12 protein-coding genes are annotated in these 14575 nt (G+C 69.2%); 9 read left to right on the forward strand and 3 right to left on the reverse strand.

The genetic code is table 11. From position 1 onward, the window contains the following. Positions 1-56: 56 nt before the first annotated feature. The 3 genes from ACZ7L1_RS11400 to ACZ7L1_RS11410 form a co-directional block, all read right to left on the reverse strand. Positions 57-1346 (reverse strand): hypothetical protein, encoded by a 1290-nt coding sequence (locus ACZ7L1_RS11400; RefSeq protein ID WP_471436197.1) that lies wholly within the window; start codon positions 1344-1346, stop codon positions 57-59. Between the two features lie 73 nt (positions 1347-1419). Beyond that, complete coding sequence (locus ACZ7L1_RS11405) at positions 1420-1917, reverse strand: SigE family RNA polymerase sigma factor (protein ID WP_471436198.1); 498 nt, start codon at positions 1915-1917, stop codon at positions 1420-1422. A 291-nt stretch (positions 1918-2208) separates the two neighbouring features. Further along, positions 2209-2778: a DinB family protein gene (locus tag ACZ7L1_RS11410; protein ID WP_471436200.1), complete on the reverse strand. Its 570-nt coding sequence runs from the start codon at positions 2776-2778 to the stop codon at positions 2209-2211. Positions 2779-2993: 215 nt separating this feature from the next. On the opposite strand from ACZ7L1_RS11410, the gene ACZ7L1_RS11415 reads away from it, so the two are divergent. From ACZ7L1_RS11415 to ACZ7L1_RS11455, 9 genes are all read left to right on the forward strand, one after another. Then, positions 2994-3665, forward strand: a complete 672-nt coding sequence (locus ACZ7L1_RS11415; RefSeq protein WP_471436201.1) for a nucleotidyl transferase AbiEii/AbiGii toxin family protein — start codon at positions 2994-2996, stop codon at positions 3663-3665. An 841-nt stretch (positions 3666-4506) separates the two neighbouring features. Then, entirely contained in the window at positions 4507-5832 is a 1326-nt protein-coding gene (locus ACZ7L1_RS11420) for a UDP-glucose dehydrogenase family protein (protein ID WP_471436405.1), read from the forward strand. 193 nt (positions 5833-6025) lie between these two features. Further along, positions 6026-6898 (forward strand): glycosyltransferase family 2 protein, encoded by an 873-nt coding sequence (locus ACZ7L1_RS11425; RefSeq protein WP_471436202.1) that lies wholly within the window; start codon positions 6026-6028, stop codon positions 6896-6898. A gap of 32 nt (positions 6899-6930) precedes the next feature. Further along, positions 6931-8196, forward strand: coding sequence for a GNAT family N-acetyltransferase (locus ACZ7L1_RS11430; protein WP_471436203.1), 1266 nt, complete (start codon positions 6931-6933; stop codon positions 8194-8196). Next, a complete protein-coding gene (locus ACZ7L1_RS11435; RefSeq protein WP_471436205.1) occupies positions 8189-9355 on the forward strand; it encodes a glycosyltransferase in 1167 nt (388 codons plus the stop codon). The genes ACZ7L1_RS11430 and ACZ7L1_RS11435 overlap by 8 nt, the downstream gene beginning before the upstream one ends. After that, entirely contained in the window at positions 9352-10473 is a 1122-nt protein-coding gene (locus ACZ7L1_RS11440) for a glycosyltransferase family 4 protein (protein WP_471436206.1), read from the forward strand. The genes ACZ7L1_RS11435 and ACZ7L1_RS11440 overlap by 4 nt, the downstream gene beginning before the upstream one ends. After that, a complete protein-coding gene (locus ACZ7L1_RS11445; protein ID WP_471436207.1) occupies positions 10470-12410 on the forward strand; it encodes a hypothetical protein in 1941 nt (646 codons plus the stop codon). Before ACZ7L1_RS11440 ends, ACZ7L1_RS11445 begins: the two co-directional genes overlap by 4 nt. Further along, entirely contained in the window at positions 12407-13249 is an 843-nt protein-coding gene (locus tag ACZ7L1_RS11450) for a hypothetical protein (protein ID WP_471436208.1), read from the forward strand. Before ACZ7L1_RS11445 ends, ACZ7L1_RS11450 begins: the two co-directional genes overlap by 4 nt. Continuing rightward, a complete protein-coding gene (locus tag ACZ7L1_RS11455; protein ID WP_471436209.1) occupies positions 13236-14549 on the forward strand; it encodes a lipopolysaccharide biosynthesis protein in 1314 nt (437 codons plus the stop codon). Before ACZ7L1_RS11450 ends, ACZ7L1_RS11455 begins: the two co-directional genes overlap by 14 nt. Positions 14550-14575: the final 26 nt, after the last annotated feature.

Below are 14575 nucleotides of genomic sequence, written 5' to 3' on the forward strand. Positions count from 1 at the left end.
CCTTCGACGGACCGAAGGAGCCCGACGGGGGCGCCCAGGGGCCGAGCGTGCCCCTCTCAGCCGGTGAAGAACTTCTTGTCGAGCGCTACGGCCACCAGCTGGTCCATGCTCAGCGCCGGCTGCGGTCGCGTCACCGGAGCGCTCTCGGCGTACGAGTTGACCTCACGCACCGCCACCCGGCGACCGTCCTTCCGCAGAGTGTCGACCAGCCACACCGCGGCCGAACCACCCTTCTCCGAATGCCCCTTGACCTTCTTCACCTTGGTGCCGTCGGCCAGGGTGACGGCCTCGCACTCACCGGAGACCCCGGCGCAACCCATGAGCCCGGCCAGGTCTTTCGTCTGGTCGTACTGCACGTCGACCTCCACCATGTTCTTCCCGTGGCCGTCGTCGTAGACCAGCTGGACCAGCGCTTCGTCGGCATTCACGTCGGACACGGTCCCGCCCCGGGGCAGGTGTGACCTCAGCACCTCGGTCAGACGTGCGCCCGGTACCCGCTTGTCGCCGGTCGAGGGAATGTCGGAGGGGGCCTCCTGCGGGGCCGGCAGCGCGGCGATCGCCTTGTTCCAGGCGGGACTGCGCACGATGGAGGTCAGCTGGGCGATCGACAGCAGCGGGTCGGCTCCGGACGCCGAGCCCTTCTCCCCGCCACCGCCGAACTCCTGCACCGTCAGCTGGGCCCCGTCGCGGGTGGTGAGCACGACGTACCAGCGCTTCTGCCCGGTGTCGCTGCTGGGATAGGTGAACGACTCGGTGGTGTTGAGCACCGCGCCGCCCGGCAGCTTCTGGGTGGTGCACTTGTCGTACGGGCGCACCTCCACCGGAAGGCAGCCGCCCTGACCCTGCTGGCCGGCGGCGGCGCCGGAATCGAGCCGCGCGATGGCGATGTCGATGCCGGAGGACCCGTTGGCGGTGGAGTAGGTCAGTTTGGCGGACGGCCAGACGACCGGCCCGTCCCCCTCAGAGCCCCTGCCCGATGCTGCGGAGACGGTGCCGCCGGGCGGCAGCAGGCTCGTCAGCGTGCTGACCATCTCCTCCGCGCTGATCGACGCCGGTGCCCGGGAGGGCGACTGCTCGGTGGAGTGCGCGGGGCCGCCGGGCCTCAACTGCTCGGGTGAGCCGCCGCCCCCGCTGCCGAAGGCGTTCGTGACCATCAGGGTGCCGCCCGTGGCGACCACCGCGAAGGCGGCCGTGGCGGCGGCGATCTGGGTGGCGCGGATCAGCCGCATCCGTCGGCCCCGGGCGACGGAACGCCGCACCAGGTCGGCGGAGTGGGGCGGGAACTCGCTGGTGGCGCGGCTCATGGCGCGGGTCAGCCGTTCCTCGAAGTCCTCGTTGGGTGACATGGGGGTCTCCGTTCGTCTGAGGCGTCGTTCGGACCCGGGGCGAGGAGAACGCCGCACCGCCGGGCCGTGCTCGTCATGCGGCCAGGTCGGCCAACTGGTCGCCGAGCAGGCCGCGCAGCCGCTGCAGGGCGCGCATGCTCTGGGCGCGCACGGCTCCCGGCGACAGCTGGAGCACCTGTGCGGTCTCCTCCACCGAGCGGTCCTCCCAGTAGCGGAGCACCAGCACGGCACGGTCCTTGGCCGTCATCCGGGCCAAACCGTCCAGCAGGGCTATCCGCAGCTCCGCGTCCCGGGCCGGGCCGGCCGCGTCGGGCAGCCGGTCGCTGGGGCGCTCGGTGGAGCTGCGGCGACGGCGCTGGGAGAGGAAGGTCCGCACGAGCACGGTGTCGGCGTAGGCCACCGGGGAGCCCACCCGGCTGATCCGCCGCCAGGAGCGGTACATCTTGGCGAGGGTCTCCTGAACCAGGTCCTCGGCGAGGTGCCAGTCGCCCGTGAGCAGGCAGGCGGTCCGGAACAGAGGCCCGCTGCGGGCGGCTGCGAACTCCAGGTAGTCCGCGGGTGCTTCCCTCACCGTGTGTCCTTTCGTGGTCGGACGTCACCTCTTACACGCGGTGGGGGTGGTGGCGCGTTACGGACCTGGACGGTATTCGAGGGCGCAGTCGCGCGAGGGCCGTGCCAGGTCGCGTGGGCTCGGAGGGGGGCCTTGCGGAGACTCGGGGTGCACGGAGGGCGCACCTCCGCCGCCGTGAGCGCGACGGAGGTGGCCGGCCCCCAGCGTTCGGCCGTGACGCCGGCCTCACTGCTCAAGCGGGCGCCTGCCGGGTGAGGAGCTGGTGGGGCCGGGTACGAGCCACGGCCCTCGTCACTGGCCCACCCTTCCGTCGACGCACTCGCGCAGCAGATCGGCGTGCCCGCAGTGCCGGGCGTACTCCTCGATCCTGTGCACCATCAGCTCTCGAACCGCGATCCTGTCCTTCCCCAGACGCTCGCCCAGGTCCGGGTGCTCGGCCAGCGCGGCGTCGGTCGCGGCCTGCTCACGCTCCAGATCGGCGTACGCAGCGTCGACCACGGCCTGCACGGCGACAGCTCCGTCGAAGTCCGCGTCACGTTCGCCGTACAGCTTCGGCAACGGGTCACCGTCGCTGATCCAGTTGCGCCAGTTCCGTTCCACCTCGGCGAGGTGCCGAACCAGGCCGAGCAGCGACATCGTCGACGGCGGAACCGACCGACGGGCCAGTTGCTCCGCATCCAGGCCCTCGCACTTCATCCGCAGGGTCATGCGGAAGTTCGTCAGGAAGTCCTGCAGCGTCGGGAGTTCGCCGTCCGGGCTGGGGCCTTCGCTGTTGCGGGGGTCGTCGTCCGGATCGGTCCACATGTCGGGGTAGACGGTTGCCCGGGTCCATCGCGCGGGTTGGTCACTCATGCGTCGCATGGTGGTCCGTGACGGCCCGAGCCCGCTACTGAGTTCTCGCTTCGAGGTGACGTCATGGTTGCCTCAGGATGAGGCGCCGGTCGCTGTGAGCGAGTCGCCCACCGACGCGGGCGGCGTGCCCGGACACGCCACGTCTCCAAGCCGACCCGCTCCCGGCTGGAATGACGGACATAATCGGGGCGTACCCTCCCCCGACTGTCCCTGGTTGAGACTGCGTGAAGCTCGCTGAACCGCATCGACGGCTGCTGGCCGACGTCCTCGCCGTCGGTGCGCCGTACGCCCTGGCGCTCGCCGGTGGGGACGCGGTGCGGGCGCACGGGTTGGTGGACCGGCCCAGCCGTGACGTGGACGTCGCCACGGAGAGCGCCGTCCCGATGGCGGAGATCGCATCCGCCGTCAGTGCCGGCCTGGAGGAACGAGGCTGGGCCGTGCGCCCACTGGGGACGGACCCCCTGGCCGCGCGGCTCGGCGTCACCGAGCCGTCCACCGGTGAGGAGTGTGCACTGCAGCTGCTGAAGGAAGCGCTCTGGCATCCACCCGTCGTCACCGAGTTCGGCCTGACCGTCTCCCTCGAAGACGTGGTCGGGATGAAGGTACGGGCCCTGGCCGACCGCGGTTTCGCCCGCGACCTCATCGACGTCCATGCCGCCTCCGACCGCTTCAGCCACCCGGAACTCGAGGAACTGGCCCGCCGTCACACCGGTGACACCTTCGACCTCACCGATCTGCAGGCCCGTCTGACCGGCGCGGAGTGGCTCGACGACTCGCAGTTCGCCGCCTACGGCCTCGACGAGACCGCCATCACCGAAGTCCACCGCTGGGCCCAGCAATGGGCGGACGACATCGCGGAACGGCTCGTGGAAGGGGAGCCGCCTCAGGAGGAGTGACGCGAGACGACTGCTCGTCGCATTCGCAGGCGCTGACTGCCCTTTCGCCGCGTCTCCGCTCCGGCTGCCTCAGAGGACGCGAGAGCGGATTGCCTCACGAATGGCCGCCCCAGCCCGCGCAGCAGTCTGGCCGGGGTGCAGAGGAAGCGAGGCGTCCGTGTGAAGTTCGGCAACCCGGCCAGGGTGGCGGGCATCCCAGTGAACGCTTCCTCCGTTAATTATTCACCCACCGTCACCGGCATCCGTCTCACTCACTGGACGGTCACCAAAGACGAGGGGTGAGATACCGAGGGTTACACCGATGACCCAGTGGCCACGGTGCAGCCCAGCTGGTCACCGCCAGTTAGACGAACTGCACAAAGGTGGCAATGTGCACCACCGCACGCACCGACCGACAGGGACGGGGGGCGTGACCGGAGGGCGAGCCATGCCGGGCCTGCGCCTCAGTGCGCCCTTTTCACTACCCCACCACCGATACTCTCCGTATCGTCACGACTCCATCACGCAATCTCCATAATTTCGCAAACCTGTCAACCTAACTAGTTGACGCAATCCACCCATATCTCACCATACCCCAGGGATGAACACGGATATATCGGGCACCTAGGGGCCAACTTCGGCCAGCGAGACACCGCTTGACCTTTGAACCATCGGTGGTGATTGTTGTCGCCACGTCATCCCGGTATTGAAGGGACGGCGCCGAGCAGGGGGGTTGCAAGGGGGTTTCTTTCGCGGCGGGGTGCTTTTCTCCTCCGCTCGCGAAACGTGACCCAACCGGCCGACGACTGCTGCTTTCCAGTCGTCACCGGTTCAAGGGGGGAGTTGGTCTGTGATTTCTACAATAGGCGTGATCGGCACCGGATATCTGGGTGCGACCCACGCCGCCTGTATGGCCGATCTCGGTTTCGACGTAGTGGGTCTGGACATAGATCCGGATAAAATTGCGACATTGTCAGCCGGCCGAGCACCGCTCTACGAACCGGACCTCGACGAGCTGTTGCGAAGACACGTCGTGGGTCTGCCGGAATCCACCGGGAGGCTGCGTTTCACCACGTCGTGGGAAGAGATCGCGGCGTTAGCAGACCTGCATTTCGTATGCGTGGGCACCCCGCAGAAAAGCCACGGCACAGCAGCGGACATGCGCCATGTCGATGCCGCAATCGACACGCTGGCCCCGCATCTCACCCGTCCGGCCCTGGTCGTGGGCAAGTCGACGGTGCCGGTCGGCAGCGCGGAGCGGCTGGCGAAGCGGCTGGCCCAGCTCGCCCCTGCGGGAGAACAGGCGGAACTCGCCTGGAACCCGGAATTCCTCCGCGAAGGCTTCGCCGTGCGCGACACGCTGCACCCGGACCGGCTGGTCGTCGGAGTGCGCACCGCACGGTCCGAGGCGCTGCTCCGTGAGGTGTACGCCGCGCTGATCGACCGGGGCGTGCCCTTCCTCGTGACCGACTTTCCCACCGCGGAGCTGGTCAAGACCGCAGCCAACGCGTTTCTCGCGACCAAGATCTCGTTCATCAACGCCATGGCGGAGGTCTGCGAGAGCGTCGGCGCCGACGTCGTCGAGCTGGCCAAGGCACTGGCCTTCGACGAGCGGATCGGAGGAAAGTTCCTGGGCGCCGGCCTCGGGTTCGGCGGCGGCTGCCTGCCGAAGGACATCCGCGCCTTCATCGCGCGTGCCGGAGAAATCGGTGCCGACCAGGCGCTGACCTTCCTGCGCGAAGTCGACGCGATCAACATGCGGCGCCGCTCCCGGATGGTCGAGCTCGCCCGCGAGCAGTGCGGCGGCAGCTTCCTCGGCCGGCGCGTGGCGGTCCTCGGGGCCGCCTTCAAGCCCGACTCGGACGACATCCGCGATTCCCCCGCGCTCAACGTCGCGGCACAGATCCAGCTGCACGGTGCCCAGGTGTCGGTCTTCGACCCCAAAGCGATGGATAACGCCCGCAAGGCGTTTCCCTCCCTGGATTACGCGCATTCCGCCGTGGCGGCCGCAGACGGCGCCCATGTCGTCCTGCACCTGACGGAATGGCGCGAATTTCGGGATCTGGACCCGGCGGCACTGGCCTCTGTCGTCACCGAAAAACGCATCCTGGACGGCCGCAACACCCTGGACCCGACGCGCTGGACGGCCGCCGGCTGGACCTACCGCGCGCTCGGCCGACCGCGCTGACGCCGCACCGCGCCGATGCATCGCCAAACTCGATGTGCCGAACGTCCGCCCTTTCCGAAAACCATCGTCGCTGCACGTCGGGGGCAGTTCATGAATCGCTTCGGCAAGGGATGTCCCTTCGGCCGTGCTCCGGCCGAATTTTGTGCGGACAGGACCAACCGGCAAGAAAAGAAGTGAATATGCGGGGCGATCGATGCTCGGTCGGGCCGCGGCTTACACGGTGGTGGGTGCAGAGGGTACCCATCATGCACTGCAATCCGTCGGGGGTGGCGATATGAAGCTGTCGATCCTCATGGCTGCGTTCAACGAGGAGCGCACCATCGCAGAGGTGACTCGTGAGGTTCTCGCGATCGAATATCCGTGCGACATCGAGTTGATCATTGTCGACGACGGCAGCAGGGACAGTACGCCTGACCTGCTGGCCCAGCTCAAGGACCCGCGCGTCATGGTGCACCGGCACCCTGTGAACCGCGGCAAAGGAGCGGCTCTGCTGACGGCGAGCCAGTTGGCGACGGGGACGCACATCCTGCCGTTCGACGCGGATCTGGAGTACTCGCCGGACGACATTCCCCGCTTGCTCGGACCTGTGCTGCAGAAGCGGTGTGAAGTCGTGTACGGAGCCCGGCTCTTCGGTTTCAACACCGTCTACCAGTCCTACCGCTATGCGCTGGGCAACAAGATGACAACCCTGGCCGCGAACCTGCTGTTCGACGCCCACCTCGCGGACATGCACACGTGCCTGAAGCTGATACCGATCGACTTGTTCCGCTCGTTCGACCTGCGCTCCGGCGGGTTCGGGCTGGACACGGAGATGACGGCCGAAATCCTCCGGCGCGGCATTCGCCCGTTCGAGGTCCCGATCACCTACCACAGCCGGACGCATGCCGAAGGGAAGAAGATCACCTGGCAGGACGGCATCGACTGCCTGCTCATCCTGGGCAAGGTGCGCTTCTCACGGCAGTACCGCAGATCCGCGTACCGGTGCACGCCCGCGCGTGTGTCCCTGACCGCATCGCCTCCGGAGGACAACGGGTTGCTCGATTCGGTCTCCGCAGAGCCCGTCTGATGAGGGTCGGCACGACAAAGGGGCGTGACCTCGTGGCATCCGAGACGGCGAACCGGTCGGCCGGGCCACGCCGGCGCCGGGACACCGCGCAGCTGACTCTCTCTCGTATCACGACGCTCAGTGGGCTGGAGCAGTTGAGGCCGCGCTGGTGGGAGTTGTACGTGCGGTGCGCGGAGCGCAACCCCTTTCTCTCACCCGACTGGGTGTCGACCTGGGCTCGGCACTTCGTCGACGAGTCACAACTGGACGTGCTGGCCGTGTTCCGGCGTACACGGCTCATCGGTGTCATCCCGGCCTACATCCAGCACCTCGCTCCGGGAGTGCGGACGCTGCACCTCGCCGGAAACGGGCGCCACGCGGGTCTGACCGAACTGCCCGGCCTGCTGGCGGAATCGGCCGAGGGCCGTTCGGTGCTGCGGGCAGCCGTGCAGCACTGGTGCCGTCGGTATCGCGCATGGGACTGGTGTGATGTCCCGCTGTCCGCTCAGCAGGGTTGGTTCGAGCCGGAATGGCTGGCGCCCGAGTTCTCGGGAAAAGCATTGATCATCCACAAGACGACGCGCCCTTCTGTGGTCCTGCCACTACCGCGCGACGAGCAGTCGCTGCACCGCGCGCTGAAGCGCAACGTTCAGGAGAGCATCCGCAGGTCCCGCAACCGGCTGGACCGCACCGGGCAGCAGTGGTGCGTCACAGCACACACCACGGAAGACGAAGTGCGGCAGGCACTGCCCGTGCTGGCCCGACTGCACGCTGCCCGCGCCGGGCTCAGCGGTCGCCGTCGGCACCCCGACGTCATGGCAGCCGGGGAGCGGGCAGCCTTTCTCACCGATGTGCTGCCCCTGATGGCCCGCACCGGACAGGCGGAGATCCTCACGTTGGATGTTGAAGGGGTCCCGGTGGCCGGGCAGGCCGTCCTGCGGGCGCCGCGGGCCAGCTATCTGACTCTCAGCGGTGTTGACCCGCGCTGGTGGCAGGCAAGCCCTGTGACACTCCTGCACCTGACGGCGGCGGAACGGGCCATTACAGCCGGACATGTCGAACTCAACCTGTCCTGCGGACCGGACGTGGCAAAACTGCGGTGGAGCGAGCAGGTCGAGCAGCATCCCGAGTTCGTGCTGTGCGGTCCGCGCCTTCGCTCGCGCGCCGCATACACCGGATACGCCGTGGCCGCACAGATGGCTGCCGTCCGGCGCGAGTCGATGCGGCACCGGGTGCTGAAGCCGCGTAGCACCGCAGGCCCCGACCGGGTGACCGAGATCCCCGCAGCCCCCGGACTCCAGAGGAGCAGCCATGGTTGAGTCACAGCCGCCCGTGGCGGGCCGGCGGGTGTGTGTCATCGGTTCCGGCTGGCACTTCACCGGCGGGCTGAGCCATTACACGTGCCGGCTCGCCGGCGCACTGGCCGACCGCGCCGAGGTGACGGCGATCCTGATGCGGCGCCTGCTGCCGCGCTTCCTCTACCCCGGGCGAGCTCGGGTGGGCCAGAAAGTCGCCGGGATCGACTACGACGACCGAGTCGAGGTATACGACGGAGTCGACTGGTACTGGCTGCCCTCCCTGTTCGGCGCCGCACGCCTCCTGCGCCGCAGCCGGCCGGAAGCCGTCGTCTTCCAATGGTGGACCGGGACGGTGGCGCACACCTATCTGCTGCTCGCCCTGGTGGCCCGGTCGGTCGGCGCGACGGTCGTGGTGGAGTTCCACGAGGTGCAGGACACCGGAGAGATCCGTGTGCCGTTCGTGGCCGCGTACACGCGGCGACTGCTGCGTGCGCTGGTGCGCCGCTCGGACGCGTTCGTGGTGCACTCCGAGCACGACCGCCAACTGCTCGGCGGCATCTTCGACTTGTCGGCGCGCCCGGTGACCGTTGCGCCGCACGGCCCGTTCGACCATTACACAGTGGAACGCACACCGTCTCCGGACGGTACCTTCCGGCTGCTGTTCTTCGGCCTGATCCGCCCGTACAAGGGGTTGGAGCACCTCATCGACGCCATCGAACGGCTCAGCGACGAGGAGGCTGCGGGATTCCGGCTCACCGTGGTGGGCGAGACCTGGGAAGGGTGCACGGAGCCGATCAGCAGGATCGCCGCATCGCCCCGTCGGGACCTCATCACCCTGGTCAACCGATACGTCACCGACGCCGAGGCCAAGCAGCACTTCGCCCACGCCGACGCACTCGTACTGCCCTACCTGCGGTCCTCGGCCAGCGGGCCACTGCACATCGCGATGAGCAACGGCCTTCCCGTCGTGCTCAGTGCGGTGGGCGGACTGGTGGAGGCCGCCGATGACTACCCGGGAGCCGTGTTCGTCCCGCCTGCCGATGCGGAAGCGCTCGCCGAAGCACTGGTGAAGGCCCGGACCATGGCCGGGGCGCACTTCCCCGATCCGCACTCCTGGGACCGCAACGCCCGGGCCGTGCTCGCTCATCTGGACGGCAACCGGCAGGCAGGCGCAACATGAAGATCGCGATCGTCACACCGGGCTACCCACCGGCCCCCGGAGGCGTCGAGAACGTCGTGGGACACACCGCCAGAGCCCTGGCGCGAGCGGGGCTGTCGGTGGAGGTGCTGGCCCAGGAGCGGCGGCGGGACCTCCCACGCATCTCCACCGAGGACGGCGTGCTGGTCCGGCGGTTCACCAGCAACCAAGCCGGCACCTACCGCACCGCCCCGCTGCTGTATCGCCATCTGGCACGCGTCCATGGCTGCTACGACCTCGTGCACGGGCACAGTTACCACGCGCTGACGGGGGTGGCGGCGGCGCTGTCGCTCGGGGTCTCGAGGAGTTCCACACCGTACGTGTTCACTCCCCACTACCACGGCACCGGTCACACGCGTGCGCGCGTGCTGCTGCACCACCTCTACACGCCCGTCGCACGGCGTGCGCTGGAGGCTTCCCGAGCGGTGCTGTGCGTCAGCCGGCCGGAAGCGGAACTTCTTGGTGCCGATTTCCCCACTGTCGCAAGAAAGATCACCGTGATACCCAACGCCGTGGACCATGCGGCCATCCGTGCGGCCCGTCCTTTCGACGACGAGCCACCGACCGTGATCAGTGTCGGACGTCTGGAGCCGTACAAGCGTGTCGACCTGCTCATCGAAGCATTCGGCCGGTCGGGGCTTCCGACGTCCGGTCAAGAGCCGCAGCTCGTGGTGATCGGCACCGGACCGGACCGATCGCGGCTGGAGTCGGTAGCGGCCCGCGCAGGGCTCGCCGACCGCGTCCGTTTCCTGGGCCGCGTCGACGACGAGACGCTGCACCGCTGGCTGCGGACCGCACGAGTGCTGTGCAGCCTGTCGGAGCACGAGGCCTACGGGCTCGCCCCCGCGGAGGCGCTGGCCGCCGGGGCGCGGGTGGTGCTGTCGGACATCCCGGCGCACCGCTCATGGGCAGCGTCGGACGGGGTGCGCCTGGTCGGCTTCAGGGCGGGGGTCGCCGAGACGGCGGCGGCTCTCACCGACGCGCTGGCCGCCTCGCCGGCCGCCGCCTGCGTCACGATTCCCGGCTGGGATGAGATCGCCGCGCGCCTGATCGACGTGTACGAACAGGCCGGGGCGACCGGAACGAAGGTGCCGGCATGACGCAGACGGCGGCTCCCACCCTGGCCGGTCCGCTGCCGCTGGGTGGCTCGCCCCGTCGTTGGGCGACGTTCAGCGGTTCGCCGGCCGGCTGGACGGTGTTGTGGCTCGCCGGCACTGTCGGCGCGCTCCTCATCGCTGTCTCCTACGCGCTGTCCGCCACCGACAGCGCGGACACGCTGCACTACGCCGTCTTCTGGCTCGGTGTCCTGGTGGTCTTCGTGCCCACTGCGGCGGTCGCGGTCAGCCGCCGCGCCGGCGCCGGGACCCGGTACGCGTGGATGCTGGCCTACGCGGTCTTCACCTACCTGCCGAAACTGCTGCGCAACCCCGGACAGCCGCTCTTCCACGACGAGATCGCGCACTGGCGGCAGTCCGCCGACCTCGCCACCAGTGGTCGGCTCTTCCAGCCGAACCACCTGATCGGCATCGTCGCCGACTTTCCCGGACTTCACATCCTGACCGCAACGATCAGTGACAGCACCGGTCTGACCGTGTGGCAGAGCGCGGTGTGCGTCATGGTCGCGGCACACGTCCTGGCGGTCTGCGGCGCCTACGCCCTAGGCGAGACGGTGCTGGGCTCCGCTCGGGCCGGTGCGGTGGTGGCGCTGGTCTACGGTCTCAATTCCAGCTTCATGTACTTCGACACCGAGTTCGCCTACGAGTCGCTGGCCATGCCGTTGTTCCTGTGGTGCCTGGCGTGTCTGGCGCGGGCCCAGCGCAGCGACCGGTGGAGGGAACGGGCCGCCTGGGCGGCCGGAGCCGTGCTGGCCGGTCTCGGTGCGGTGCCGACCCATCACCTCACGACCGTCATCCTCGGGGTGCTGCTCCTGCTGATCACGACCGTCACCCTGGTCTGCGCCGCCCGCGGCGGGACGTCGTCGGCGACGGTGGCGGTCACTGCGGCGGTGACCGCCACCGTGGCGGGAGCGGCCGTCGTCTGGCTCGTCGAGGCGGCACCGGCCACCTTCGCCTACCTCTCCCCCTACCTGGGCGGAGGAGCTTCCCAGCTACTGCACATGTTCTCCGACAAGAGCGGCAGCCGGACGCTGTTCCACGCCAGCACCGAACCGCTGTACGAGAAGGTTGCGGCGTTCAGCGTGCCACCGTTGGTCTTCCTGGCGGCGGTCGTGGCGATCATGTCGTGGCGCCGGGTGCCGATCGCCGATCGCCGGGCCCAGCCGATGCGCCGGGCGCTGACCGTTTTCGGCCTGCTCTACTTCCCCTCCCTGCCGTTCATCCTGGTGCAGTTCGGCGCCGAAGGCGCCCGCCGCACCTGGGGGTTCACGTACATCGGGGTGGCGGGACTGGTCACACCGGTGGTCCTGGCGGCTGTCGACCGTGTCCGGCGGGCCCATGGACGCGCCGCCGTGGCGGGGTGTCTCGCGGCCATGCTGGTGGGCTGCGACGTCCTGGTGGGCAACGTGGCAGCCGGCCTGGACACGGACTACCGCTTCCCTGGACCGTTCGTCTTCGGCTCCGACACCAGGTCCGTCACCGCGGAACTGGTGGGCACCGCCACCTGGTTCCGCGGCAACATCGGCCCCCGGAAACACGTGGTGTCCGACCGGTACACCGGACTCATCCTGGTCAGGGACGCCGACGCACTGCCCGCCGCGCCGGGCAAGGGCTTCCAGACTTATGACCTGTACTTCGACTCGGCACCGCCATCGGCCTACCTGATACACGAGCTGAGTTCCTCGGACTACACCTACTTGATCATCGACAAGCGCATGGCGACCGAGCTGCCCGCCATCGGGGTGTTCTTCGAGCCGGACGAACCGTTCGCGCACGGTGACGACAACCCCGTCACCCGCCAGAAACTGGCTCGGTACGACAGCCTCCCGTGGACGACCAAGGTCTACGACAGCAACTCGTACTCGATCTACCGCTTCGACTTCGACGCGATCCACGACACCGTTCCCGAGGAGGCCCGGTGAACGCAACGCCGCACACGCCGCTGCACGTCCGGCGCCGGACCGGAGCGGCCGTCGTCCACCTGAGTCTGCCGATCGCCCTTGTGGCGCTCGCGGTCGCCGGGCACATGCTGGCCCCGGCCGGCCCGCTGCGCGCCATTCTGGTCGCCCCGGCGCTGTTGTGGGTGCCGGGCCGCAGTCTCGTGGCGGGACTGGGAGTCGGCCGGGCGGCGGGCCGATACACCGCCCCGCTGTCCGTCGCCCTGAGCCTCGTGGCGTTGATCGCCGCAGGGCTGCTGTGCCAGTTGGCCGCAGGCCACATACCCATGGCGCAACTGCCGCTGTGGGTGAGTGCCCTGCTGCTGCCCCTGAACCTCCGAGAGTGGCGGGACGAACACCCCGTCCCCCTCACGCTGACGGCGACGGCACGCCCGGTCGCTCTGTTCGGCTTGGCCGGTACGGCCTCCGCGGCGCTCCTGTCCCTGGTGGTCGCTCACCTTCCCACCACCGCGCAGCAGCCGTACCTGTCCTTCTCGCTGGCCGGCTCCTACACGCGGATCAGCGGGGTGCTACCGGCGCAGGCCGGACAGCGGCTGACCATCCCCGTGACGGTCGCGGCATCCGCGCCGAAGGCGCTGCCCGCGGACCTGTCGGTGACCACTGAGATGGACGGCAAGACGGTCGGCACACCGGTTCCGGTGGTGGCCTCCGGAGCCGACCGCGGTGACGCCTCCGTCCAGGTGCGTGTGCCCCGCGGCTGCGAACACCGGGTCCTGCTTCGACTCACCCAGGGCGGCAAGGAGTTGCGCAGCGTCGACGTCTACCTCCGTCTGCAGGGCGTGGCGAGCTGTGTCCGCCACTGAGGCCTCCGCGACCGGGCCCTCCCCCACGTCTTCGGACGCCGCACCGGCCAGGGCCATGCGGTCGCTGGCCCGTAACAGCGGCGGCATCATGGCCACCAGCGTCGTCAACGCCCTACTCGGTTACGGCTACTGGGTGCTGGCCGCAGGTGTGATGCCGACGGTGCAGGTGGGACTCGGCTCGGCGGCCACCTCGGCGCTGGTGATCATCTCGTTGGCGGTGCATCTCGGCGCCGGAAGCGGATTGATCGCCCGCCTGCCCGGGCGCGCCACACCCGAGCAGTGGCGGCTCACCGTCATCGCGACACTGCTGGCCACCGCGCTCGTCACCCTTGTCGTAGCATCGGCCGCCCTGGTCCCATTGGGGTCGGTGGTGACCCCGCTGCGGGTGCTCACGGGCCGCTGGGACACCGCGGCCTGGTTCGTGCTGGGCGCCACCGCCTGGACCGGGTCGGGGGTGCTCGACTACGTCTTCATCGCCGAGCGCCGCAGCGACCTGATGCTGGCCCGCAATGCCTCCACAGCCGTCGCCAAGCTCGGCGGTCTGGGTCTGCTCGCCACCGCCACCCGGCCCGTCGGCGCCGCGGCCATCCTGGCAACCTGGGCGGCCTCCGGCCTGGTAGGCACCGTGGTGGGCCTCGCGCTCTGCCACCGGTGCCTGCACCCGCTGGCCCGCGTGCCGCTGCGCTCCATGGGCCGAGAGCTGACCAGCCTGCTGCGTCCTTCGCTGGGCCACCACGCGATCAGCGTGTGCGGGCTGCTGCCCACCTACCTGCTGCCGGTGGCGGTGACGGCCCGTCTGGGAGCCGCTGCGAACGCCTACTTCTACACGACCTGGATGATCGGCAGCGCAGTCTTCATGATCAGTCCGGCGGTGTCCTCCGCCCTGTTCGCCGAGGGCAGTCACGCGAGTGCGAGGCTGCATCAACTGGCCCGACGAGCGTCGCTGATCACCCTGGCCGCACTCGTCCCGCCGTCCGCCGCACTGTGCCTGATCGGACGCGATGTGCTCGCGTTGTTCGGCTCCGGCTACACCGTCGGCTACTCCATGCTCATCGCACTCGTGCTGTCCGCCTTCCCCGACACGGTGAGCAACGCGACGGTGGCGACACTGCGGGTGCGCGGTCTGCTCGGCCGAGCCGCCGCACTGAACCTGCTCATTGCGGTGGTCGCCCTGGTCGGCGCCTGGCTGGCCACTCCCGGTCTCGGCATCCTCGGCGCCGGACTGGCCTGGCTGGGCGCCCAGACCGTAGGCGCCCTCACCGTCCTTGTCCTCCGGCGCCGTCTGCTGCCACAGACGTGACCACCGACCACGACGCACCAAGTGAG

This window comes from Streptomyces sp. NPDC107546, assembly GCF_055639175.1.

Bases quoted from the DNA above. Each gene is read 5' to 3' on its own strand.
- ACZ7L1_RS11425 (WP_471436202.1), top strand. From the start codon at position 6,026: ATGCTCGGTCGGGCCGCGGCTTACACGGTGGTGGGTGCAGAGGGTACC.
- ACZ7L1_RS11445 (WP_471436207.1), top strand. From the start codon at position 10,470: ATGACGCAGACGGCGGCTCCCACCCTGGCCGGTCCGCTGCCGCTGGGT.
- ACZ7L1_RS11410 (WP_471436200.1), bottom strand. From the start codon at position 2,778: ATGCGACGCATGAGTGACCAACCCGCGCGATGGACCCGGGCAACCGTC.
- ACZ7L1_RS11435 (WP_471436205.1), top strand. From the start codon at position 8,189: ATGGTTGAGTCACAGCCGCCCGTGGCGGGCCGGCGGGTGTGTGTCATC.
- ACZ7L1_RS11440 (WP_471436206.1), top strand. From the start codon at position 9,352: ATGAAGATCGCGATCGTCACACCGGGCTACCCACCGGCCCCCGGAGGC.
- ACZ7L1_RS11400 (WP_471436197.1), bottom strand. From the start codon at position 1,346: ATGTCACCCAACGAGGACTTCGAGGAACGGCTGACCCGCGCCATGAGC.